The organism is Staphylococcus sp. LKG4-2, from assembly GCF_050955665.1.
Classification (GTDB): Bacteria; Bacillota; Bacilli; order Staphylococcales; family Staphylococcaceae; genus Staphylococcus; species Staphylococcus saprophyticus.
In genome coordinates, this window is record NZ_CP194532.1 from 2355297 (window position 1) to 2379649 (window position 24353).

Genomic DNA, 24353 nt, shown 5'->3' on the forward strand with positions numbered 1-24353 from the left:
CACTCTTATATCATTCTATTGCTACAAAACTTTTTATTTAAGCAATTAAATTCATTGTGCAGCAATCATATTTTATCATCATGTACTTAACAACAAAAAAAGAAGTAGCATGGAAACCCAGCCGAAACGGGTCTCATCATCCTACTTCCTGCGATTATATTCGTTCATTAATAATCATGCTCTTTTTCATAAGTTTTACGTCTTCGTTCTTCACGTTCATGCGCACGTTGTTTCAGTTGCTCAAACGTATTGTTTTCAGAGGAACTCAGTAAAATATTCGTTTGTCTTGGTGCATCACTTTTTCTATACATATAAGCGCCAGTTCGATAAGCGGCACGTGAAATCAAATGTCCACCAACTGGAGATGTTAAATTAATAAACACCAGTGCTAATATTAGTCTTACACTTAAATAGCCTTGTGAAGAAATAAAGAATATGATAACACCCACTAACGTTAATAATACAGATAGCGTAGAACTTTTAGTCGCTGCATGACTTCGTAAAAAAACATCCTGGAATTTGATTAATCCAATAGAACTTATTAAAGCAATGATACTTCCTAAGAAAATCATAATTGCTGCGATTAGATTAACGATTTCGCTTGTTATTTGCATTGAAGACGTGTCCCCCTTCTATAAATCTAGAAATTGACACCGTACTTACGAATGAAATGATAGCGATAAGTAAGATTGAATCCAAGAACGAAAAAGTTCCAAATACAATACTTAACAAACCAACCATAGACATCAATATAGCACTAGCAGCATCGAATGTGACAACTCTATCCGCAGTGGTCGGTCCTTTAATTAATCTAAATAAAGTTAATAATAAAGCAATACCAAATAAAATCAGTGCGCTTGTTATGAAAAAATCTGTTAGTGTGCCGATCATTCTGCCACCTCCAATATGAGTCCTTCATATTGTCTAATACTTTTCAACAATTTTTGCTTCTCTTTGTCGGAAACGTCAATTGCATGTATAAAGAACTTTTTCTTTTCTTTAGATATTCTAATTACGGTTGATCCTGGCGTGATGATGATCAATATAGTTAAGAATGTGACTTCCCAATCATTATCTAATGTTGTTTCATAAGTCACTAATCCTGGATTTAAATCTTTGGTCTTAAATAAAATATAATTGATTATTGTCATACTTGATGTTATTAATTGGTAAAGATACACGGCTAAAAATTTAATACCAACCCAAACTTTTTTTAAATAAAATTGTTGGCCGAAAAAGCGGTGTAAAATATAGATAACTAATATACCAATGAGATAACCTGCAAAGAAGGTGGATAATTTAAAAGAGTCTTCATCTTGAAATAATACCCATAAAAATGCGATGACAATATTAAGTAAGACTTGTCTCATTATTTATCCCCCTTTATTAAATGAGGATTTACCATTTTTTCATATAATCCATCATCCATATTTAAATGTGTCGCATTATCTGTCACTTTAAATAGTAATGGTGCGGCTAAGCCCATTACGATGATCATAGCAACCAGTACGCCGATTAAATTTTTACGATAAGTAGGTATTTTATTAAATACAATTGCCTCTCCTTTGTTTTCATTACCAAGGTACATCACAAAGAAAATTCTAAATAAACTAAACATAGCAATTAAACTCGTTATAATCATTAATGCTAAACCAATGTAATTTCCATTTTCAATCGCACCTTTAAAAATAAATACTTTACCTGGAAAACCACTAAATGGTGGCACGCCGCCGATTGCTAATATCATGACTACAAAAGCTACACCAAAGAAGGGTTCTTGTTTGGCAAGCCCATATAAACTTTTATATTGTCTAAGACCAGTAATGTATACCAAACTACCAATAATAAAGAAAAGCAATGTTTTCACTACAATATCATTTGCTAAATAAAAGATCGCGCCGTTTACGCCAGCGATTGTATTCGTACCTAATCCTAAAATTATGAAACCAATCGATAGAATAACTTGATAGGCAGCAATTTTCTTAATATCCCTATAAGCAAGTACACCAAATGCACCAATCAACATCGTAATACAAGATAAAAAGACTAATAATGGATGTGTAATACCTCTATGTTCATCAAATATTAATGTGAAGAAACGAATTAATGCATATGCACCGACTTTAGTCATTAAAGCAGCAAACAATGCAGCCAGTTCAGTATTTAATACGGCATATGCCTTAGGTAACCACATAAATAGCACAAGTGCTGCTTTGGCACTGAATGCAATCAAGAAGACCATAGAGACAATGACAATTGAACTCTTATCATCCATTTCATTTAATCTTTGTGCAACAAGCGTAAAGTTTAGTGTACCAGTCAGTTTGTATAACAAACCAACACCGAGCAAGAGTAACCATGAACCTAATATATTCAATACTACATAGATAATGGCTGCACGTAACTGCTCAACTGATTGTCCCAAAGTGATAAGTACAAATGACGCTAGTAACATCACTTCGAACATAACATAGATGTTAAATAAATCTGCCGTTAAGAACGAACCGATGACACCCACTGTTAAAAACAAAATAAAACTTGGTAGATAATAACGAATGGCACGTTTTTCAGTTCTACCAAATCCATATGCCATAATCAGTGTGACAACAAAACTTGATGTTGTAACCAATAAGAGACTTAGTGAGTCACCGACAAACTGTATACCAAAAGGTGCTTGCCAACCACCAAAATCTAAAGCAATCGGCTTATGGTACATAACATAAATTAGTAGAAGCAATGAAACAACTGTCGTTACTGCCATTGTACCGATAGAAAATATTCTAGATAATCTACTGTGTGTACGTATAAACACAAGGCCTAAAGCACATACAGCTGGCAGAAGTAATGGTAAAATCAATAAATTACTCATTAGCATCGTCGTCATCACCTCTCAATACATCAATTTCATCTTCTTTTGTCACACGATAGGTTCTGTAAACTAATACAAGAAGGAAAGCCGTCATAGCAAAACCAATAACAATCGCCGTTAAAACAATGGCTTGTAATAAAGGATCGACAAAATTTTGACTTCCTTCACCTATTAAAGGTTCCACTTTATTTTTACTATAATTACCCATACTCATAATAATTAAATTACCTGCGTGTGTATAAATCGAAATGCCTATAACAATACGGATTAAATTGACTGATAATATCATATACGTCCCTATAAATATTAAGAAGCCAATGACCATTAATAATATCAGATTCATGAACGACCACCACTGATAGACAACATAACGGTCACAACAACACCCACAACGGCTAATACGATTCCCGCTTCAAATACGGTAACTGTCGTTAAGTGCACTTCCCCTAATAACGGTAATTGTACATAAGCATCTGTTTGGTAAAGGAACGGTTTACCAAAGAACATAGGTACAACAGCAGTGAGAAATGATAGTAATGAACCACAAATCATTAGAATTCTAAAATCAAGCGGTAACGCTACTAATACTTGTTTAACATCAAAAGCCAAGAACATTAGTAAAAACGCTGAACTAAACACGAGACCGCCGATAAATCCGCCACCTGGATTATTATGACCTGCCAAAAACAAGTAGAATCCAAATGTTAACAAAATAAACACAACGATCTTCGTTACGGTTTTTAATACAACATCATTCTCTTTCATCTTGACCCCTCCGTTCTTTAAAGTTAAGTAGCGTATAAATACCTAATCCGGCAATAATGAGTACCATACCTTCAAACAATGTATCTATGGCACGAAAATCCCCAAGAATTGCATTCACGATATTTTTACCACCTGTTAATTTATATGCATCATGATAGAATGTTGAAATTGTTGGCATCGAATCACCTTGTTGTGCAATAAATACAAGTGTAACAACAATGACTGCCATCAATAATGAAACAATAATTTTGACTGCTTCACGTTTTTTATTAACTTTCGCACGTGGTACGTTAGGCAGTCTAGAGAAACTAACAATAAATAGAATTGTTGTTATTGTTTCTACTACTAATTGCGTTAACGCTAAATCTGGTGCTTTCATTAAGATAAAGAATATCGTTACACAATAACCAATAATCCCATTAAGGACAACCATAGTTAAACGTTGTCTAATAAAGGTGAGTGCAATACCCAGGACGAATACAACAATTAACGTAATGACCTCTATCGGACCGAAATCACTTACATGAATTTGATGTACTTCTGGGAAACCAGCTTGAATCATACCGTAGATGACAACCATACTAAAAATGAGCAAGGTAATCGTAATATAATGATTCAAACGGTTATTCATTAATGAGCGAATACCATAACCAGAATAATGTTCAAATTGTTTATATGAACCTAAATATAAATCAGTAATCGTTTTTACTTTCACTTGATTTGCATACTTTTTCCAATTAATTCTAAGTGCCATGATAAATCCGACTACTATCACAATTAAGCTTAAGATTAACGGTAAGTTAAAGCCATGCCATTGTGATACATGCGGTGCAACTTGATCTACTTTTTCTCCAATTGTGATACTTCGTAATGCCGGTAAAATGATATTATGTCCAAATAGATTAGGAATAAAGAATATGACCGGTAACAAAATCATCATAATTGCAGAAGGTAGCGTGAATAAAAATGGTTCATGCGGTGATTTTTTTGGTAAGTCTGCTTGTTGATAGTCTCCCCAGAATACTTCTTTGATCATATAAACACCATAAACCAATGTGAATATACTTGCGATCACACCGATTACAGTAATGATAACTGTAAGCGTGAGATTAAATTGAGGTAATTCAAATGTACTTACTAATCCATCAAAGAACATCTCTTTACTTAAAAAGCCATTTAAAAACGGTATACCTGCCATAGATAAAGCAGATAGTAACATCACAATGTGTGTGATTGGAAATACTTTTTTCAAACCAGATAAACGGCGAATATCCCTTGTACCCGTTTCATGGTCGATAATACCTACGCCCATAAATAAGGCACCTTTATATAATGCGTGATTCATCAGATGGAATAGTGCTGCAAATAAAATCATGCCATAAATTTTTGACAACTCACCTGTTGGATGTTGTGCAAAGCCACCTCCAAGGCCTACCATAGAAACAATCATTCCTAATTGACTAATGGTTGAGTAAGCTAATATTGCTTTCATATCAAATTGTCTTGTGGCATTCACTGCACCAAAAATCATCGTAATTAAACCAACAAATGTGACACTATAAATGTAAAAATCACTTAATCCTAATACAGGTGTAAATCTAAATAGTAAAAAGATACCTGCTTTTACCATAGTAGCTGAATGTAGATACGCACTCACAGGTGTCGGTGCTGCCATGGCTTTTGGTAACCATATATGGAAAGGAAATTGGGCAGATTTAGTAAATGCGCCAAGTAGTAGCAGGATGATAATTGGTATAAATAAATGACTTTGTGCAATTTTATCACTCTGTTCAATAATAGAAGTGATTGAATTCGTACCAGTTACAATGTAGATCATGATGAAACCTGCCAATAATGCCAGTCCACCAAATACTGTAATCATAAACGATTGTATTGCACCGAACTGACTATCACCCTTACTGTACCAATAAACAATAAGTAAAAATGAGGAAACACTTGTTAATTCCCAGAATACATACATTAAAATTGTATTGTTAGCTGTTACAATGCCTAACATACTGAACATAAATAATAATAAATACACATAAAAACGTGGTAAATTATCATGTTCTTTAGATAAGTATTGTGTTGCATAATAAACAACGGCTAATCCAATAAGAGAAATTAATAAACTAAAAAATAAACTTAAACCATCAAGTCGAAAGTCTATATTGATATCTAATAATGTGAGCCAAGGTATTTTAACTGATACAAAGTTTCCTTGCATCACAGATGGTAGCTGATACAAAAAGTAAACCGAAGCAACTATGGGTGCTAAAAGTGCTATATGTCCAGCATATTTCTGGAATTTTATATTTGTCAGTGTAAATAATAGAATGACCATTATTAATATTAAAGTGCTTAGTAGATATACTAAACTCATCGTATCCCCCCTTTAGTTATTATTTTATAAATTTAAAGCTATTGTTGTTTTACTTGCTTTAGTTGAAATACCAATAAATTTCATCGTTTCATACGTGGTTTGATGACCTAGATACTTTTGAATAATAGAAATTGAAATACCTGATTGATACGCATGATACGCAAATGTTTTCCTAAGCGTAGTTAAACCTATATGTAACATGCCTAGTTCTACTGCTGCAGCATGTATAATTCTATACGCCTGCTGACGTGACAAACCTTTCAATGTTCTATTGGATTGAAATAATAATTGGCTATCCTCTAAATGCTCTTCTTCTATATATTGTGCCAATTCATTTCTTAATTTATCTGGCAATCTAATATGAATATTCGATGCATGTTCTTCAAGCCAATAATATTTAATTTTATTTTCTTCACCTTTTACATCACTCACACAAAGGTTTAATAATTCGGACAGTTTCACACCTGTATGTATCGCAAATTTAAAAAATAAATAATCACGTTTTGATTTACAACTAAGTACTTTATACATTGCCTTTATCTCATTAATATCCCTAATTGGATCTACTTGGTTCATATATTCACCTCTCAACCATAAATGTTTCTTATTTAATGATATATGATATTTATGTCACATGAAAGGGATTAACTTAAATTTCTCAAATTATTTTTGGCCAATTCACTATTTAATTTCGATATATATAGTGAAAGGAGGTTGAAACAGATGAGTACAATTAGTCAACTTGCAGTAACAATGTCACGCACACTGTACGATAAAGATGGAAAAGCCAGTCAGGTCAAACGTCACTTTACTAATTTAAATACTGAAGCGACACCAGAACAACTCAAAAGCTTTAAATCAATTATCGAACAAATCACTGGAGAACGTTTTGACAAGCTAGAAGTCATTAAGACCGAAGCTATTAACTAAATGAGGAGGCACTAAACAATGTCACAAACCCTAGAGCTTATATTCAATGATGCAGTAAATAAAGCAATCAAATTACCATTACCCAAAATTGAACACTTCGTAAACGAATCAGCAGTTAAAGAAGGTATGACTAAAATCATAGATTTAGATATTTTACGACCTAAATCTGGTATTCCAACGTCTATTCATTCAGCACAGATTATAGACAAATCTACTAAACTCATATTTGAAAACTAAACTATTTAACTTAATGGTAGAAACTTTTATAACGGACTTCCTAGTCACACTATTAAATCAAAATATAGAAGATTTAAAAAGTTAGCTAAAGTAGATACCTATGCCCTACAATCAGACTATGTCATTTACTTGAACGAAAGTAAGTTATAAATCTAATTACGTTGGTCGCCTACAATTGCTATAAAGTAACTGGTGCATAGGTCATAAACATCTTAGATTAATAAAACAACGGTAATTTCTATTTAATTCAAATAGAAATTGCCGTTTTCTTCATTATTATGAAAATTGATAATTCACTAAACTATTATTGTTAATAGACCAATAAACCTTGTATTTGAATATACTTATACATAATGTAATGAGTTGGTTACGTTATGCTACGCTTAGAACAGTATTCATAAGCACCTACAGAATTGTCGATATCTAATAATTGATTTTAAAAATAAAGGAGAACTGATCCATGAACGGACTAGTTCTCCTTTATTTTTGAAGGTGGCTTAATCTCTATGTGGTCGTAATCTAACAGTATCGCCAAAAAATATCTTTTTCTTACCTAATTTTTTACATATCGCATACTGATCATATACTTCGACGACTTGGGCTAAATTTTTATAAGAATGCCTTGAATTCAACACTTCTAAAAATTGATGTTTTTTTATATTATCATTTCTACCTACACCCAAGAAAAAAGTTTCTTGATCTAAAAGTCGAATTATGGAAAGCCGTTTCACTATCTATAGTCACTCACTTCTTGTATTACTTCTGTTATTTAAAATTGATTAATTTTGCTAATTTTTAAAATTCTAAATTTATCAACATACATATTTTATTACATTTTGTGTATTGTGTACATTATTTTCTGTAATATACAAATATTTCTTGATTGAATTTAAATGTATGCATATTTTTCTCTTTCCTATATAATGTATATATATCTTGAAAGAAAGCGTGATTTAATGATCCTCTTATATATAATCGGGATTGTCGCAGGTATGGTGGTTCCTTTTCAAACTTCAATCAACTCTAGATTAAGTCTTTATACGAAATCTTCATTCTATGCGTCTACAATCTCATTTGCAACCGGAACTATTTTTTTAATTTTAATTAATCTTATTACCAATCCTCATGTATTTACAGCACAGTTTTACAATAATCAATCTTTCAGTTACATATGGTTTGTCGGTGGTATGCTTGGTGTTATTTTCCTTACTGGTAATCTATTGCTATTACCTCGTTTAGGCGCGTCATTAACCGTTGTTATGACTGTATCTGGTCAAATTATTATGGGCGTCATGATTGATACCTTTGGCTGGTTTGGTGCAAATCAAGAACCTTTTATTATCTTTAAAGTACTAGGTATCATTGTTTTAATTTTCGGCATCATACTTATGAACTATGTAAAAAGAACACCCATTGAAACAAATAAGTCATCACCCGTTTATATCTGGTTAGTGATTGGATTTATCTTTGGTTTTTGTCCTCCAATCCAAACAGCTATCAATAGTGCTTTAGGTCAACAAATACACTCATCTGTTATGGCCTCATTGATTTCATTCGCGGTTGGTACCATTGTCCTATTCATACTTACATTGATATTTAATAGAAGTCTTAAACTCAAGACAGTCGATGCAAAACAAGGTAAACTCAAACCAATCTATTTTATCGGTGGTATACTGGGGGTTGTATTCGTAACTACAAATATCATATTAATGCCACATCTTGGTGCTGCACTAACGACGATTATCGTTATGTTAGGTCAAATGCTAATGGGTGTAATCATTGATCATTTTGGTTTATTAGGTACGCGCATTAATAAAATCACTACGCGAAAAATCATTGGCATCATTGCGATAATGATTGGTATTATTTTATTGAGATTATTCTAAAAATGTATCGTAGCGTTATTTACTTTAAACTTTTGGTAAATGACGCTATTTTTTTATAGAAAAGCAATGCTACACCGCAGTATAATAGGGTTATCAAAACATCAAGAGGTGACTTCTTTGCGGAAATTTTTAATTTTTATCACACTACTCGCTTTATTTTGTAGTATCACCCTACTAAGCTGGCTCTATTTAACAAAGTCTCATACTGAGCATCCCCATACAGTGGAAACACTCAAAATTCAATATAAAGAACCACAACACTTCACAGGTATACAATCGCCTTCTCAACTAACAAATATTTTTTTCGATTCAAATAAAGGCATCATCCACAATTGGTTTGTTAAGAATGAAGAACACGTCAATAAGAACCAGCCCCTATTTGAATATTACAATGTTGACATCGAGCACCAAATCACTTCTAAACAAAAATACTTAGCCCACTTGAATAACATTGACCCACTTAAGTATCCTACAATCTCAATTGAAAGAAATCGTACACAACATGAAATTGAAACCCTGCAAACACAACTACGCACAACGATTTACGCATCGATGGATGGTCAAATTGCCATTAATCAACGTGTGCCTTCTCAAAATAATGGTCTTATTCTGCAAATTTTTAATCCCAGTGCTATAATCAAAGCTAAAGTTCCAGAATCAATAGTAAATACATTGGAATTAAAGGATAAAGTACACATATGCATTGATCCAGGTCATAGTTTCACAGGTACTGTAAATTTCATTAGTAAATTACCTTTAAATACTGAAGCTAATACAAAATCATCTCAGTATCATGTTGAAATCAGTTCAACACCGGATATTAAATTCGGTCGGCATTTACGCGTAGAAAAACCTAATTACACTATTGAAATTCCAAAAACTGCAATATATAAAAAGCAATTTGTTTTTTTACAAAGAAATAAAAAATTTATTAAACGGGTTATTAAAACAGAAAAATTGGGTAATAACAAAGATATGAAAGTTATAGAAGGTTTAAATATAGGCGATACAATTGCTAAAAATGCAAATCATGTTCTGTCGAAAAATTAAACGTACACGGTATAAATAGTAAACATCTTTAATTAGAAATTATTTTTTTAGTAATTTTATCAAATCATGGAAAATTGAAAATGAGAAATATTAATTATATTTCCCTCATTGGTATTTAAAGAATTGAATTAATATCTTAAATCATTCATGTACCGCTTAAACAGTTTTTTGTTTACTTTCTATTTTTATTTAGTTATAATAAACTAAATAATAGCAGTTTTAATATATTTTACTCAAATATAATAGGTCTGCAAATTATGATAAACTCTTTGTATTTAACTTTGAATTAAGACAAATATTTATACAAAAACACTTTTAACATGTATATTTGATTGGGCAATAAAATAGGGAGGAATAAGGATGGCTATCACCAAAATCAATGATTGCTTTGAATTATTAGCGATGGTTACTTACGCTGATAAATTAAAAGGAATTATCAAAAAAGAATTTTCAATAAGTTTCGAGGAGTTTGCTGTATTAACTTATATTAGCGAACACGAAAGTGAAGAATATTATTTAAAAGATATTATTAATCATTTGAACTATAAACAACCTCAAGTTGTTAAAGCAGTTAAAAACTTATCTCAAGAAGATTATTTCGATAAAAAACGTAATGAACATGATGAAAGAACAGTATTAATTTTAGTTAACACTAAACAACGTAAAAAAATTAACGAGTTATTATCACGTGTGAATGATCGCATTAAAGAAGCTAACGACGAAAAAGAAGTTTAAGCTTACTATCAAAAGAGGCCGAGACATGTAATGCATGTCTCGGCCTCTTTGACTATGATAAGACAGGTATTTGTTATATTAAAATACCCCTATTTATGTATTTTAGCTGTGCCTACATCCTAAGCATCTTTAATTACATAACTGAGACAGAAACCAAGTTTTTAAAATTTGGTTTCTGTCTCATCTCAATTTTATCTAAAATTCAAAACACTTCATTCTGCAACTATGTTGATATATTCATTGCTTTAAAAATCCACTAAATCTAATTATTCTTTTTGAAATTCATTAGCCTTTATAAAATCACTGTAAACATCTAAAAAATGTTCTGGTTCTTCAATATGTGGGGCATGACCTGATTCATTAAATGTCTGTATTTGCAGTCTTTTAAATGCATAATGATATTTTTCAATAGTCTCTGTTGTCATTAAAGGATCATATACACCATTAACAATTAATGTAGGCACATCCGTTTGTTTAATAACAACATCTTTATTAAATACAGGAAAATTCATTAATGCTCGTGTGGCTACAGCACTATCTTCTGCTGATTGTCTACTATAAATCAATTGATTTTGAAACCATTTCTTAGCTTTTTCTTGTTCTTTATACATATAAGGCAATAATAATATCAGTGCTTCAGATTTATCAAAACCTTCAATTTCATCTTGGTGCTCAATCATTAATTTATTTAAAGCATGTACACTATCAATAAGATTACAAGCAATTAAAGTTAATGTTGCGACCATTGATCCATATTTATCAGTGAAATGCTTTGCAATTAATCCTCCTATGTCATGACCAATAAGATGTGCAGATGAAATATTCAATTTTGTCATCAAAGCCTTTAAATCTTCTACATGATCTTCTAAATTAAACGAATTCTTTTTTGTTGATTTACCGTGTCCTCTTACATCATAAACAATTACTTCAAATTTATGTTTTAATTCATCTTTTAGGCTATATAATGAAGCCATGTTGCCATCTAGGCCATGAATCAGTATCACAGGAAAACCTTGACCCTCTCGGATGTATGCAATCTCGTTGTTATAATTTGTTGCGACTTTTTCCATTTTGGGCCACCTCCCTTTACAAAATTCATATACCCGTAATTGAATCGCCTTATGCTCTCTTTTTAATTTTAAATTATGTCCCCATATTCAATTAACATTAAATACATGCTTATAAATAAAAAAACACGTTCCAATGCCACACCATACCTTAGGTGTTTAGCACTGAAACGTGTTCGCTTCATTTAAGTGTTTAAATCATAAATACTATTAATTTCTAGAAGAGATGCGGATTGTATAATAAATAATGACAATTAACAATAATATCCAAATAATGATTGAGCCAATTTGTGCAATACTCGCGTTTCCAATCATCGCATCAATTGTTTTTTGACATAATAGTAATCCAATTCCTGTAAACTCTAATCTTTTAAAATAAATACCTGAAATACTGAATAATATACCTATAAAAAATACGACTTGATGTGCATATATTGTAACTGCTACAATACCTAAATTAATATCAAATGTATGTAATATCACGAGAACAAACGCAGCAATGGCCACTACTAAGCCAATCACCATTTCAAACTTATTACTGTATAAATAATTCTTCCAATCAATTCGCAAGTATATGAAGATTGAAATTGGTAAAATAATTAAAAAGTAAAAAATAGAGGTGCCCGTAGCTGCCTGAAATGATACATATTGCTTATCATATAAGTAAGAAAGTAAAATAAAATTAACAATAAAAAAAATAATAGGATTGAGTTGTAGTGTGAATAAATTGCGTTGAATCGTTAGTATTATTTCTGCTGGTGATTTTCGTCTATATTCAATATAGTCTTCATCTTTGGCTTCAGATTTTTGGAAATCCTTTTTTAATTTCTCTTTAATATCTTCTATTAAGTTTGGAGAAAGACCTTTATGAGTAAAATAGTCATTAATATTTTCTACTAAAACCTTATCGTTAACTCTCATATTTGACTCCTTTTATAAAATTCACTTTAATCTATCAACACTATTGTAGTTGAGATATCAAAGCTGTTTCTTTAATAATCTCATACTACACTTGATTTTAACAATAAAATAACAAGTACAGGATAGATAATTTCATTTTCAATAAAGGTTTCGAAACCCCCACTTGATTTACCATACACAAGCCATTGCTTATTCGTATGATTTAATGTCCAATATAAATTAGAGTCTGAGACACTATATAAGTCCCAGACTCTAATTTATATTATACGTTAGCGACTATCTCTAACTCAAGTGACGTTAATACATCGTTTTCTATAGAACTACTCTTTCGTGAAAAAGTAGTTCTTATGCAAATGTCGCAATGCTTGTAACCAATAACGCATTGTAGCAATATTTGCGCATGCGTTTCAGCTTATATAAGCTATTTACATTGTTTCACTGATATTTATGATTCAGTCAAATCAATACGGTACAATTTAATGTTTTTATCACTTGGTGATGAAGAACTAAATTGATATGATAAATCATTGTCTTGAACATAACCGAAATTACCAGTTACATTATTATAATGCTCACGTGTAACAGCATTACTACCAACAATGTTTTTAACCGCTTTGTAAGTTGGACCGTTTGTATCATTATAACTCATAGAAACACGCGTAATTTTACCGTTGTTCTTTTTACCGTCAGCTGTTACAACAAGTACACCATTATCTTTTTTAAATTCATAATAATGTTCTTTGCCATCCGGTCTGTGTGAGTATACGGATACATCATTAGATTTCAATAAGTTTTGAACAGGTTCGCCGATTTTCGCACCTTCTAACGTTGTATCTCCTTGTTGCAGTGATTTAACATTTTGGATAGAGTTACCTGACGCGGCATCAACACTACCTGTGCTCATTCCGGAAAGTGCTAACCCCGATACGATTACTGCTGCAAATAATTTTTTCATAAGCACGCTCTCCTTCTGTTTATAAGTTTCTTTGTGCTCACCCATATTGTACTATAAATGTTACTAAAATAACAGTATTGTTACAATAAGATTACAAAAACAGTGCGACTTGTAATAAAAAATTGCTGCATAACAGCACTTACAAACTTTCATTCATATCGAATTGAAGGTTAATATGTTAATTCTTTTTCATTGTCTTTGATAAATTTTAACACCAAATCTACAAATTTATCTTTTTCTTCAACAAATGGATATAATCCAGACGCAGTAAATGTTTCAAATTGTACTTCACCAATATAATCTCCCACTTCTTTCGCTTCAACAATGGTTGTTCTTTCACCATGTTGACCAGCAATAATCAAAATAGGTAAATCAATTTCACTTAAATAACTCATGATATTATTGTCATTAAATGAATCTTTGACTGCTTCTAATTCTGCTTCTGTAGCGATACCATTTGTATTATCTACATGTTTTAAGAATTTCTTAGCTTTACGTTTTGAGTAATATAAATGCTTATCTAAAAATTTCTGTTGTTCTTCTTTATCCCAATTTCTAATTTGATTGGCATACCTGCGATATAAACGTTCTTCTGGAGACATATCGTTTAACAGCGTTGGATTTACTAATGTAATTGAGTCAGCCATTTCTGGATACATTGCTGCAAATGCGCTAGCAACAGATCCTCCTAATTCATGACCAATCAATGATGCTTGTGTGACATATAAATAGTCTAATAGCTCTTTAATATCTTCAGCATATTCCTTGAAATCAATATGTTGTGGTTTGTCAGAGTATCCGTGACCTCTTAAATCAACAAGTATAACTTGGTTATCATCAGTAAAATTTTCTTCGATTATATCAAATACTGTTAAATTATCGAATGCAGTGTGAATCATCACTATTGCATTGCCTTCACCACTCGTTCTGTAATTGAGCGCAGTACCGTCGCTTGTTGTAAATAAATTCATTTATTCTCTTCCTTTCTTTGCAATTGGTAATATAGATAATAATTCTTCTGTCGTGTTAATCGTGAAATCAACTTCTTCTGGCAATGGTTCAACATCCACTTCATCATCTTCTTTAAACCACACACTTACCATTCCCATTGCTCTTGCTGGCGCAACATCATTTAATGGGTCATCACCTACATACATTGTTTCTTCAGGTTGAGTACCTAATTGATCAAGCATGTCTTCAAAAATTTTCGGATGTGGTTTTCGATAACCCACTGTTTCTGAAGTAGATAAGTAGTTTATAGCATCTTCTACACCTAAGGCGTGCATTCGGTATTGTTTAATTTTAGATCTGCCATTGGCGATAACACCTGTTAGATAACCACTTTCTGTTAATTTCTCTAAAGTATACAATGTGTCATAGTATGGAAACACATAGCGATAAAAATGCATTTCAAAATCATTAAACAAGTCTCTCCATGTTAATCGATCGACATGAAAATCTTTAATGATGGCTTTATAAAGTTCTGGTTTATCATGGTCTTCATCATCGTCTAACTCTATAAATTTTCTCTTAAAATCTGCTAATTGAATACGTACTAAATAATCATGAAACCGCTCATATTGTTCTTCTATAAATTTCTCGCGTGATTTTTTTCTATCCAAAAGGGTGCCTTCTAAATCAAATACAATCGCTTTTATTTGTGTTAAATCCATTATCATAACCTCTTTAATTAATATGTCACTCTATTAAAAATGATATTATTCCCTGTATTTACTGCAATCTGATTTATTTATTTTACCTTAAAATGACTATTCTTGCATTCGCGGTTGTGTCGCGATAATGTAAAACAATACGGGAATCCCCAACAATGCGAGTATAATACTAGCTGGTACTTGGAAAGGGTCTACTACGACACTACCTAACCAATCTGAAAGTACCATAATTGTACCACCAATCACAATATTCAATAACATTTGTTGTCTTAGATTATAATGTGCGCGACTTCTTCGTACGAGCTGTGGAATAACCATCCCAATAAATCCAATAACACCTACATATGCAACAATGACGGCAGTTATGATGGAGGCGATTAACAAGACACTATACGTTACACTACGCACATTAAGCCCCAATGACTGAGCTCGTAAATCACCAAGCTGTAATATTTTAATTTTTGACACCAAACTCAATAAAATTATCATACCTATGGATAATACAATACCGATATAAATCACTTCGTTATATTCTGCAGATGAGAAGCCACCAAACATATAATTAACGATATTGTTCATTTTTTCTTGATTAAAAATAATGAGCACATATAAAAATGCATTAAATAATGCACCAATCATTATGCCAGCCAAGATTAGTGTTCTAACCGGATACCCTCTAGACATTACACTGGTTAGTGCAATAACCAGTATTAAAGTCATTATGCTAAATAACACTGAAAATATAGGTAACCAAATAAATGAAACGCCTATAACGACAGCTAGCCCAGATCCAAATGTAGCACCACTTGCCAATCCTAATGTAAAACTATCTGCAAGCGGGTTGTTCAACAATGTTTGAAACATATGTCCAGCAAGTGTTAAACCAACACCGGCTAACAAGGCTTGTAAAGTACGTGGAATTCTTACTTGATATAATATTGTTTGTGATAGCGTATCACTTATATCACCCAAACCCCAAAATAAGCTCAGCAATAAACTAATGATAATGAACACAATCCATAAACACATTGTTTTAGTATACTTCATGTTTTTGCCACACTTTCAAATAAATCTTCACTCTCCTACAATACCATCTGAACACATCGAACACTATCCCATTTATTATAAATTATTAATCAGAAAAAACACCCTGAAAAGTATGTACAAACAAACTTCAGGGTGTTACTTAAATAATCTTTTTAATTAGAACTCACTACACTGACTATTTTTCATTATAAATTGCATCTCTTAAAGCTTTGAGACCATCATCAATACGAGGTCCTGGTCGAGAAATTTGATCACCATTCACCGCTTCAATTCTACCTTTTTGCACAGCATTTAATGATTCAAATCCGCCTCTCTTGTCGATAATTTGTTGATAATCTTTTTCTGAAATACCCATCGTTGAAATCATCACATCTGGATTTTTCTTAATAATTGCTTCTTTGCTAACTTTTTGCCAACCATCTAGATTTGAAAAGCTATTTTTAGCTTTCAGTTGCTTCAACATATCATCAAAAAATGTATTTTTTCCTGCCGTATAAATCTCAGGTTCTGAAGATACTTCCATAAAAACCTTTTGAGATTTTGCGTCTTTTGGCACTGAATTCACAACTTTTTTAATATTATTTTTAGTCTCTTTCACTAACGCATTGGCTTCTTTTTCTTTACCTGTCACTTTACCGACCTGCTTAAAAGTTTCATACATCTCATCAATAGATTGTGCATCTTTAACATAGACCACTTTAACACCACTGTCTTTCAATCCATTCAGTACTTTACCATCTGTTGATTTCTGAGATTCATGTGCGAGTATTAAATCAGGTTTAGCCTTTAATAACGCCTCTTTATTTAATTTCATAGCATCAAACTGTTTTTTATCTTTTACCTCTTTCGGATAGTCATCTACAGTTGATACACCGACCACTTTATCTCCTAGACCCAATTCATACAATATTTCCGTATTACTAGGAATAAGAGAAATAATTCTGTCATATGATTTTTCTGACTGCTCGTTTTTAGTGGATTTGTCAGAATTGGTACTACATGCAGCCAATATAACAGCTAAAATAATAAAAAGATAAATGACTTTAAATTGCTTTTTCATGATATAATCTCCTAGTTTATGATTTGCTTTAATCATATCAAATTTTCATGCGCTTTTTACTATTATTTTTAAAAATAACTATTTAATTTAATTTTTTAAGCTACACATATATATAAACTTTCTATTATTTGATTGATGATAACCCTTAATTAATACTGATTAGAGTCTAATTTCTATATCATTTTAGTCATTGTATTCAAAGTATTCATCTAAAAATGTATATTGATGTGAGGCATTGCCGTTAAAATAATTTTTTCCAAAATTATCCAATAAAGCATGAAATTCATTTGCATCTTGGTTCGTAAAGGTTTCAGGTAATGATACGTTGCGTTTCAATTTGTCATATTGTTCTGTATGTTCATATCCGAGTAAACGATAAATTCTTCTTGTGTAACTGTCAGGTATGTATTCGATACCTTCAAATACATAAACGATGAGTACATCGGCTGTTTCACTTCCAACACCTTTTATATGCAACAACTGGTCTCTAAGATTAGTATGATATTTATCAGCAATGGCTTTATAGTCAAAATCGTATTGATGCAACCAACTTAGTAATGCCAGTATGGTTTTCGCTTTATTTTTATAAAATCCACTCGACTTAATTAATGTTTGTAGATCTTCTAATTCTAAATTCAAGATATGGTGTGGATCCAATAGAGTAGCTTGTTTTAATGAATCAATGGCATAGGCTGCGTTTCGCCAATTCGTATTTTGAACTAAAATCGCTCCCAAAATGATTTCTATTTTTGAATCTGCAGGCCACCAACCTTGTGGCCCCATATGCTTATATAAAATGCGATATAAACTTTCTGTATCCAATGTCATTTTAAACACCTCATTTGCACGCTTATTTTCACTAACAAAAAGAGCTAGTAAGATTTGTCACTTGAATGAAACATCTCTCTTCATCCATGACAAACCTAATACTAGCTCTCAACCATTACACTTTCCGTTTACATTGTTTCTGGTGCATTTACACCAACTAAACTTAGCGCATTACGCAACGTAATTCTTACTGCATCTATAAGTGCAATCAATGCTTTTGTTTTTTCAACATCATCTGTTAATACTTTTTCAGCATTATAAAATTTATGGAAGTGTGATGCTAAATCTTGAATATAGTTTGTAATTCTATGTGGTGCTCTATTGGCAGCCGCACTTTGAATTGTTGTTTCAAATTCAGCAACTTTCTTCAATAAATCAATCGCTTTATCATTTGTAATCAAGGTATAATCCGCATCTTTAGATGGTGTAATACCTCTTTCAGCAGCTTGTTTCAATATAGAACAAATACGCGCATGTGCATATTGTGCATAGTAAACTGGATTATCTTGTGATTCTTGTTTCGCAAGTTCCATATCGAAATCAAAGTGTGTGTCAGGGCTACGCATTGTGAGGAAATAACGTGCTGCGTCTACGCCAACTTCATCCATAATTTCTCGTAACGTGATTGCATTCCCAGTACGTTTGCTCATCTTAACTTCTTGTCCATCTTGCATTAAACGAACCATTTGCATGATTTGTATTTCAAGACGGTCACTTTCAACACCAAACGTTTCTAATGAAGCCTTAAGACGATTGATATACCCATGATGATCCGCACCAAATAAATTAATTAACGTATCGTTACCACGTTTGATTTTATCAAAATGATATGCAATGTCTGGTAAGAAATACGTATAATTGCCATCATTTTTAATTAACACTCTGTCTTTGTCATCTTTAAAATCTGTCGTACGCAACCACGTTGCACCATCTTGTTCATATGTGTAGCCAAGCTCAGACATTTTGTTTAATACTTCTGTAATTTCACCTTTTTCGTATAAAGACGTTTCACTAAACCAATTATCAAAATGCGTATTAAAATCAGATAAATCTGTTCTTAATTTTTCCATTTCATAATCTACGCCCAATTTTCTAAATGTCTTAATACGTTCATCTTCTGACAAATCTTTAAGTTCAGGTTGTTTTTCGGCTAAATCTTTACCAATATTAATGATGTCTTTACCATGATAGCCACCCTCAGGCATTTCAAATGAATCATCTCCAAGCGCTTCAAAATAACGTGCTTCTATTGAACGCGCTAAATTCGTAATTTGATTACCCGCATCATTCACATAATATTCTCTAGTTACATGATAACCAGCCGCAGTTAAAATATTAGCAAGTGTATCACCTACAGCAGCGTTACGTGCGTGGCCAATATGTAGATCTCCAGTTGGGTTAGCTGACACATATTCTAATAATATATTTTTGCCATTTTGTTCGGCAGTGCTACCAAATTTTTCATCTTTATCTATAGCCTCTGAGATAATTTCAGTTAAATAAGCATTATCTAAGTAGAAATTAATAAATCCAGGTCCTGCAATTTGAACTTTTTCAACATTAGCAGCTGTCGTATCTAAATGATCGACAATCGCTTGCGCAATTTCACGAGGATTACGCTTTGCTATTTTCGTCAATACCATCGCGATGTTTGTAGAATAATCACCATTTGCATCGTCTTTAGGTATTTCTATTTTAATATCTGGTATATCACTTGCCTCAGCTAACGCTGCTTTTTGAATACTGTGGTTAATTTCTTCAATCAACGTTTGTTTCACTTGATCAATTATATTCATTTAAGACTGCTCCTTATAAGTAATTTCATATTGGTAAGATCCCATTTTTTCATCATCTTGTATTAAATCATAATGCACTTTTAATTTACCACCATGTTCCGTTACAAAATGCAGAATAGAATGTGTTCGCACAGTTAAAGGTATACGTCCTCCAGTAATTTCATACAAAGTAATCGTATCTTCACCTTCTACAAAATGGAGATTCATTTTGATTTCACCCTTACGAATGATTTTCACACCTGTTTCTTCAATTTTAACAGTTACATTGACAGCAACACCATCAATTTCTTCTTGATAACGTATAAATTCTGCATTACGTTTTTGCCAATGCCCTTGCGTATTTGCTGTAAATTTCTCTTTATTTTCAAATTGTTTAACAACTTGTTTCGTTTGGATATTAACATTGTTTTCCAATGTACGTTTCACCCTAATCTTTTAAAATAATACAAACCATTATAGCATACTTGATAGTCGCTATACAGTTGATAAATCGTTTTTAAGGATGTTATGTTACATAGCTAAAATCCAATTATTTGTAATAACACATGACATTAAAAAAGAGGTTCCGACTTTGATAGTCTAAACCTCTTTAAAGCTGTTTTTCAGAACTACTTTCACATTTTATGTGAATGAGTAGTTCTTATGCATTCGTTTTAGCGCACGTAATCCTTAACCATTCTAGTAGTTCTAATGCATGAGCATTTGCTCATGTAATCCACTCGAAATTTTAGTAGTTCTTATACATGCCCTTTAATTAGGGAACATATGGTATTAAGCATCTGTGGCTTAATAGGATACGTAGGGCTATGAAAGATTATTTAAAATTCACTTTCTGTCCCACATCCCTATACTTATTATTTACTTGCTAATGCTTCATGTAATGCTTTATCTGAATTATTCCACATAGCTAAATCATGTGTTTGTAGAAAATCTTTCAAAACTGCTTTATTGTCCTCACCAATATGATCTATATCGATTTGATGTTTCATTGATTTATCCATCATATTAACATGTTCAGGCATGCTTTTGTAACCTCTGCGAATGCTCTTATTCACTAATAAATAACATCCTGTCACGCCAGCATAGTAAGGTCCATTTTCGCCTCTTTCAGTCGTAACCCAGCATAACCAATATTCCTTGGCTTCGTCACCTTCTACGACTTCTTTCTCTTTAATCCATTTAACACCTTTTTCTACACTTGAACGTGCGTGCATACCACCAATATCAATAAAGGCTTCTTTATTTTGAACATCAATAAAGACAGGCGCCACATTATCCAAACTGATAGAACCTATATTAGTACCTTTGTGCCCATCAAGTGGGTCATTCTTAATAATGTTAAATTTAAATCCTTTATTTCCAGCCACTCACGTGCACCTCCCAAATTATCTAAGTCATTTATTTCATTTTACCTGTTATCATATTATGAATTCAATTCATCTAATATACTATTAATTGCATTTTTTACATGATCATCTTCAATATCCGCAATGAGTTCTTTTGGATAATATAATTTATAATCTTCTCGATTAATTCCTGTAATACTATGGATAACCAATGATTGACTACTAATTTCACGAATTTTTCCATTACGTTTTAGTAAATGAATCGGCTGTCTATTTGATCCAGGTCTATCATAATCATATGGTAAATCTGAGAAGGACTCACTGACAAAATAATAATTCGGATCTATATCTGCTTGAATAAACAAATCAGTTAATTCTGAGATTGTTATAATCGAACCATCAAAAGGCATATATTTTAATAAATCTCGATTGATAAAACGTCGTGATAAATCACTCAAGATGGAATCTTCTTCTTTCACCCATGCCTTTAAGTAATATAAGACAACCGCTTCATCTAAATCTACATATTGTTCAATTGTCATGGATTCTTCGAAAAATGGTACGAAATCTGTTGGATACATTTTAAAAGTATAGCCTTCATTGTACAAGTATTTCGCACGTTTCAAACAATTATTTAATAACACTTCTCCCCCTCTACTGACTGGGTGAAAATAAATTTGCCAATACATTTGATAGCGACTCATGATAAAGTTCTCTACTGCGTGCATACCACTTTCTTTAATCAACACTTCATCTTTAGATGGACGCATCAATCTCAAGATACGTTCCATATCAAATTCTCCGTATGATACACCGGTAAAATAAGCATCTCTTTGTAAATAATCCATTCTATCAGCATCAATTTGTGAAGATATCATGGAGATGACTAATTTGTTATCGTGTGTTTTATTAATAACATCTGCAACTTGTTGTGGAAAATCATCCGAAACACGACTTAATACTTCGTTAACTTCCGTCGGACCCGTAATAATTGCCTGTGTAAATGCTTCATGATCCGTGTTAAATATCTTTTCGAAACTATGAGAAAAAGGCCCATGTCCTAAATCATGTAATAATGCTGCACATAAGGCTAACGGGCGATCTTCGTTATTCCATGCTTCTCTTCCATTAAATGAATCATCAATTAACCTACGTACAATTTCATATACACCCAACGAGTGGCCAAATCTACTATGTTCTGCCGTATGGAATGAAAGATATAATGTGCCTAATTGCTTTATACGTCTTAGTCTTTGGAATTCTTTCGTCTTAATCAAATCCCAAATCACTTGATCTCTGACATGGATATACCTATGAATTGGATCTTTAAACACTTTTTCTTCTGGTAATTTTTGTGTAGCATATGTTGTAAATGTCAATGTAGTCCTCCTATCCATATCCTATACTTATGCAGACTAATTTATTGTCTTACGCATTAACGCTAAATCCATGGCTTCACCATACATAACATGCGTATATGAACGTAATTTTTCAAAGCCTTTTTGCTCATAAAACGAAACAGCTTCATCATTCTTATTATCGACTTCTAAGAAGACTTCTTTATATTCATCGTTGAAATAACTTAAACCTTCAGTTAATAATTCAGAACCATAGCCATGATGTTGCCACAATGGACTTACATAATGTGCTGATAAAAATAATTCAGAACCATAAATAAAATTCGCAAAACCAATAATATTTTCATCTTCTTCTACGACTAAAAACAATTGATCTTCCAATCGTTTTAATAAATGTTGTTCATTATATGAAGCAGCCAATAACTCATTTACAGTTTTAGCCGCATAAATATTCATGTACGTATTATACCAAGCTTTTGTTGCTACATCTCTGATGCCTACAACATCTTTCGGTGTTGCTTTTCTAATTTTATGCATGTTGTTCTCCCCCTATTTAGATAGGTCATAATAGCTACATTATATCATAATTTTAGTATTCAAAATACTTTAGCTATTTATATAAAAATAGCTTGGGCAATATTATAATTCACCCAAACTATCTATGTTATATTTAGTTCTTCCCAAGTGTTTGTTGCCATTCTTTTGCACGTGACAGTGCATAAACATCTTTTTCAATATCTCCCGGTCTTTCAGCTGTACCAATAATATAGCCCCCTAGACTCGCACCTAGAAACTCTAAACTATATTTAACTTGTGTGATGCATGGTTTGGCTTTGACTTTAGGACAATCGCCACCAACGATAATAAGTCTAAAATCTTTCTTAGACATCTTATCTTTAAAGTCTTTATAATTTGAATCCAATAAAGTTTCAGACCAATGATCAAAAAATGCCTTCATTGATGCCGATAAACTATACCAATAAACTGGCGAAGCAATTATAACTGTGTCACTTGCTAATACTTTATCTATAAGCGTCTTATAGTCATCCGCATATGAATCTATGCTTTTGTCTTCGTGTCTATAGTCTCTAACCGGATTTAATTGATATTGCGTTAAGTCTATCCATTCGTAGTCGTATCCAGCTATGGCCATCTTAGTTAAACGTGCAGTGTTCCCTTCTGGTCGACTGCCTCCAAATAAAACTGTGATCATATTAATCTCCTTCTACTACTCATTTTATATTCCCTTCAAAAATTATAAATATACATTTCCATAAAATCATTAAACTTAATTAATAATTCTACACTAAAAAGTACAATTACTAAACAGTTTACTTAAAATAGAATAATAAATTAAATTATTTGCTCAAGAATTGAACTTATAACCCCTACTATAAATGTATATTTTTAAAAACATCTTTATAAATATAAAAAGTAGATAAACATA

At 32.1% G+C, this 24353-nt stretch carries 28 protein-coding genes; 5 read left to right on the forward strand and 23 right to left on the reverse strand.

What is annotated here, in order from left to right; all coding sequences use genetic code 11:
* Nucleotides 1–167: 167 nt before the first annotated feature.
* Genes ACM6UH_RS11575 through ACM6UH_RS11610 form a run of 8 tightly spaced genes read right to left on the reverse strand, consistent with a single transcriptional unit; the run spans nucleotide 168 to nucleotide 6593 of the window.
* Entirely contained in the window at nucleotides 168–614 is a 447-nt protein-coding gene (locus ACM6UH_RS11575) for a Na+/H+ antiporter subunit G (RefSeq protein WP_011303733.1), read from the reverse strand.
* Nucleotides 589–891: a Na+/H+ antiporter Mnh2 subunit F gene (gene mnhF2, locus ACM6UH_RS11580; protein ID WP_002484032.1), complete on the reverse strand. Its 303-nt coding sequence runs from the start codon at nucleotides 889–891 to the stop codon at nucleotides 589–591. The genes ACM6UH_RS11575 and mnhF2 overlap by 26 nt, the downstream gene beginning before the upstream one ends.
* Nucleotides 888–1370 carry a Na+/H+ antiporter Mnh2 subunit E gene (mnhE2, locus tag ACM6UH_RS11585; protein ID WP_011303734.1) on the reverse strand — a complete coding sequence of 161 codons (483 nt, stop codon included), beginning with the start codon at nucleotides 1368–1370 and terminating at the stop codon, nucleotides 888–890. The genes mnhF2 and mnhE2 overlap by 4 nt, the downstream gene beginning before the upstream one ends.
* Nucleotides 1370–2869 carry a Na+/H+ antiporter Mnh2 subunit D gene (gene mnhD2, locus ACM6UH_RS11590; protein ID WP_433912016.1) on the reverse strand — a complete coding sequence of 500 codons (1500 nt, stop codon included), beginning with the start codon at nucleotides 2867–2869 and terminating at the stop codon, nucleotides 1370–1372. Before mnhD2 ends, mnhE2 begins: the two co-directional genes overlap by 1 nt.
* The gene (mnhC2, locus tag ACM6UH_RS11595; protein ID WP_011303736.1) at nucleotides 2862–3212 is read right to left on the reverse strand and encodes a Na+/H+ antiporter Mnh2 subunit C; all 351 of its coding nucleotides are present in this window, start codon (nucleotides 3210–3212) and stop codon (nucleotides 2862–2864) included. The genes mnhD2 and mnhC2 overlap by 8 nt, the downstream gene beginning before the upstream one ends.
* A complete protein-coding gene (gene mnhB2 / locus ACM6UH_RS11600) occupies nucleotides 3209–3634 on the reverse strand; it encodes a Na+/H+ antiporter Mnh2 subunit B (RefSeq protein ID WP_011303737.1) in 426 nt (141 codons plus the stop codon). Before mnhB2 ends, mnhC2 begins: the two co-directional genes overlap by 4 nt.
* Nucleotides 3621–6017, reverse strand: a complete 2397-nt coding sequence (locus tag ACM6UH_RS11605; RefSeq protein WP_048787182.1) for a DUF4040 family protein — start codon at nucleotides 6015–6017, stop codon at nucleotides 3621–3623. Before ACM6UH_RS11605 ends, mnhB2 begins: the two co-directional genes overlap by 14 nt.
* A 24-nt stretch (nucleotides 6018–6041) precedes the next feature.
* Nucleotides 6042–6593, reverse strand: a complete 552-nt coding sequence (locus ACM6UH_RS11610; protein WP_002484038.1) for a tyrosine-type recombinase/integrase — start codon at nucleotides 6591–6593, stop codon at nucleotides 6042–6044.
* Nucleotides 6594–6740: 147 nt separating this feature from the next.
* Between ACM6UH_RS11610 and sroA the strand changes: the two genes are divergently transcribed.
* Nucleotides 6741–6947: a sigS mRNA-stabilizing protein SroA gene (sroA, locus tag ACM6UH_RS11615; RefSeq protein WP_002484039.1), complete on the forward strand. Its 207-nt coding sequence runs from the start codon at nucleotides 6741–6743 to the stop codon at nucleotides 6945–6947.
* 18 nt (nucleotides 6948–6965) lie between these two features.
* The gene (locus tag ACM6UH_RS11620) at nucleotides 6966–7184 is read left to right on the forward strand and encodes a DUF2922 domain-containing protein (protein WP_011303739.1); all 219 of its coding nucleotides are present in this window, start codon (nucleotides 6966–6968) and stop codon (nucleotides 7182–7184) included.
* 497 nt (nucleotides 7185–7681) lie between these two features.
* Here ACM6UH_RS11620 and ACM6UH_RS11625 read toward each other — a convergent pair whose 3' ends face one another.
* Complete coding sequence (locus ACM6UH_RS11625; RefSeq protein WP_011303740.1) at nucleotides 7682–7915, reverse strand: hypothetical protein; 234 nt, start codon at nucleotides 7913–7915, stop codon at nucleotides 7682–7684.
* A 225-nt stretch (nucleotides 7916–8140) separates the two neighbouring features.
* Here ACM6UH_RS11625 and ACM6UH_RS11630 point away from each other — a divergent pair, with 225 nt between their 5' ends.
* The 3 genes from ACM6UH_RS11630 (at nucleotide 8141) to sarA (ending at nucleotide 10855) form a co-directional block, all read left to right on the forward strand.
* Nucleotides 8141–9070, forward strand: coding sequence for a DMT family transporter (locus tag ACM6UH_RS11630; protein WP_433911965.1), 930 nt, complete (start codon nucleotides 8141–8143; stop codon nucleotides 9068–9070).
* A 108-nt stretch (nucleotides 9071–9178) separates the two neighbouring features.
* Nucleotides 9179–10120, forward strand: coding sequence for an efflux RND transporter periplasmic adaptor subunit (locus ACM6UH_RS11635; RefSeq protein WP_231097715.1), 942 nt, complete (start codon nucleotides 9179–9181; stop codon nucleotides 10118–10120).
* A 360-nt stretch (nucleotides 10121–10480) separates the two neighbouring features.
* The gene (gene sarA / locus ACM6UH_RS11640) at nucleotides 10481–10855 is read left to right on the forward strand and encodes a global transcriptional regulator SarA (RefSeq protein WP_002484043.1); all 375 of its coding nucleotides are present in this window, start codon (nucleotides 10481–10483) and stop codon (nucleotides 10853–10855) included.
* Nucleotides 10856–11121: 266 nt separating this feature from the next.
* On the opposite strand, the gene ACM6UH_RS11645 is transcribed toward sarA, so the two are convergent.
* From ACM6UH_RS11645 to ACM6UH_RS11710, 14 genes are all read right to left on the reverse strand, one after another.
* Nucleotides 11122–11925, reverse strand: coding sequence for an alpha/beta fold hydrolase (locus tag ACM6UH_RS11645; RefSeq protein ID WP_433911966.1), 804 nt, complete (start codon nucleotides 11923–11925; stop codon nucleotides 11122–11124).
* Nucleotides 11926–12132: 207 nt separating this feature from the next.
* The gene (locus ACM6UH_RS11650; protein ID WP_011303744.1) at nucleotides 12133–12843 is read right to left on the reverse strand and encodes a membrane protein; all 711 of its coding nucleotides are present in this window, start codon (nucleotides 12841–12843) and stop codon (nucleotides 12133–12135) included.
* A 445-nt stretch (nucleotides 12844–13288) separates the two neighbouring features.
* Entirely contained in the window at nucleotides 13289–13798 is a 510-nt protein-coding gene (locus ACM6UH_RS11655) for an SA0570 family protein (RefSeq protein ID WP_011303745.1), read from the reverse strand.
* Between the two features lie 170 nt (nucleotides 13799–13968).
* Nucleotides 13969–14769, reverse strand: coding sequence for an alpha/beta fold hydrolase (locus ACM6UH_RS11660; protein WP_048787185.1), 801 nt, complete (start codon nucleotides 14767–14769; stop codon nucleotides 13969–13971).
* A complete protein-coding gene (locus tag ACM6UH_RS11665; RefSeq protein WP_011303747.1) occupies nucleotides 14770–15471 on the reverse strand; it encodes an HAD family hydrolase in 702 nt (233 codons plus the stop codon).
* Nucleotides 15472–15567: 96 nt separating this feature from the next.
* On the reverse strand, nucleotides 15568–16518 hold the full coding sequence (locus ACM6UH_RS11670) for a FecCD family ABC transporter permease (protein WP_433911967.1): 951 nt from the start codon (nucleotides 16516–16518) through the stop codon (nucleotides 15568–15570).
* A 175-nt stretch (nucleotides 16519–16693) separates the two neighbouring features.
* On the reverse strand, nucleotides 16694–17578 hold the full coding sequence (locus ACM6UH_RS11675; RefSeq protein ID WP_011303749.1) for an ABC transporter substrate-binding protein: 885 nt from the start codon (nucleotides 17576–17578) through the stop codon (nucleotides 16694–16696).
* Nucleotides 17579–17761: 183 nt separating this feature from the next.
* Nucleotides 17762–18406 (reverse strand): endonuclease III domain-containing protein, encoded by a 645-nt coding sequence (locus ACM6UH_RS11680; protein ID WP_011303750.1) that lies wholly within the window; start codon nucleotides 18404–18406, stop codon nucleotides 17762–17764.
* A gap of 128 nt (nucleotides 18407–18534) precedes the next feature.
* Nucleotides 18535–20202 (reverse strand): arginine--tRNA ligase, encoded by a 1668-nt coding sequence (argS, locus tag ACM6UH_RS11685; protein WP_002484052.1) that lies wholly within the window; start codon nucleotides 20200–20202, stop codon nucleotides 18535–18537.
* Nucleotides 20203–20616, reverse strand: a complete 414-nt coding sequence (locus ACM6UH_RS11690; protein ID WP_047502830.1) for a DUF1934 domain-containing protein — start codon at nucleotides 20614–20616, stop codon at nucleotides 20203–20205.
* A gap of 440 nt (nucleotides 20617–21056) precedes the next feature.
* Nucleotides 21057–21569 (reverse strand): YwhD family protein, encoded by a 513-nt coding sequence (locus ACM6UH_RS11695; protein ID WP_048787187.1) that lies wholly within the window; start codon nucleotides 21567–21569, stop codon nucleotides 21057–21059.
* Between the two features lie 56 nt (nucleotides 21570–21625).
* Nucleotides 21626–22927, reverse strand: a complete 1302-nt coding sequence (locus tag ACM6UH_RS11700; protein ID WP_048787188.1) for an HD domain-containing protein — start codon at nucleotides 22925–22927, stop codon at nucleotides 21626–21628.
* A gap of 36 nt (nucleotides 22928–22963) precedes the next feature.
* The gene (locus tag ACM6UH_RS11705; protein ID WP_011303754.1) at nucleotides 22964–23443 is read right to left on the reverse strand and encodes a GNAT family N-acetyltransferase; all 480 of its coding nucleotides are present in this window, start codon (nucleotides 23441–23443) and stop codon (nucleotides 22964–22966) included.
* A gap of 133 nt (nucleotides 23444–23576) precedes the next feature.
* Nucleotides 23577–24119 (reverse strand): flavodoxin family protein, encoded by a 543-nt coding sequence (locus tag ACM6UH_RS11710; protein WP_011303755.1) that lies wholly within the window; start codon nucleotides 24117–24119, stop codon nucleotides 23577–23579.
* Between the last annotated feature and the right edge of the window lie 234 nt (nucleotides 24120–24353).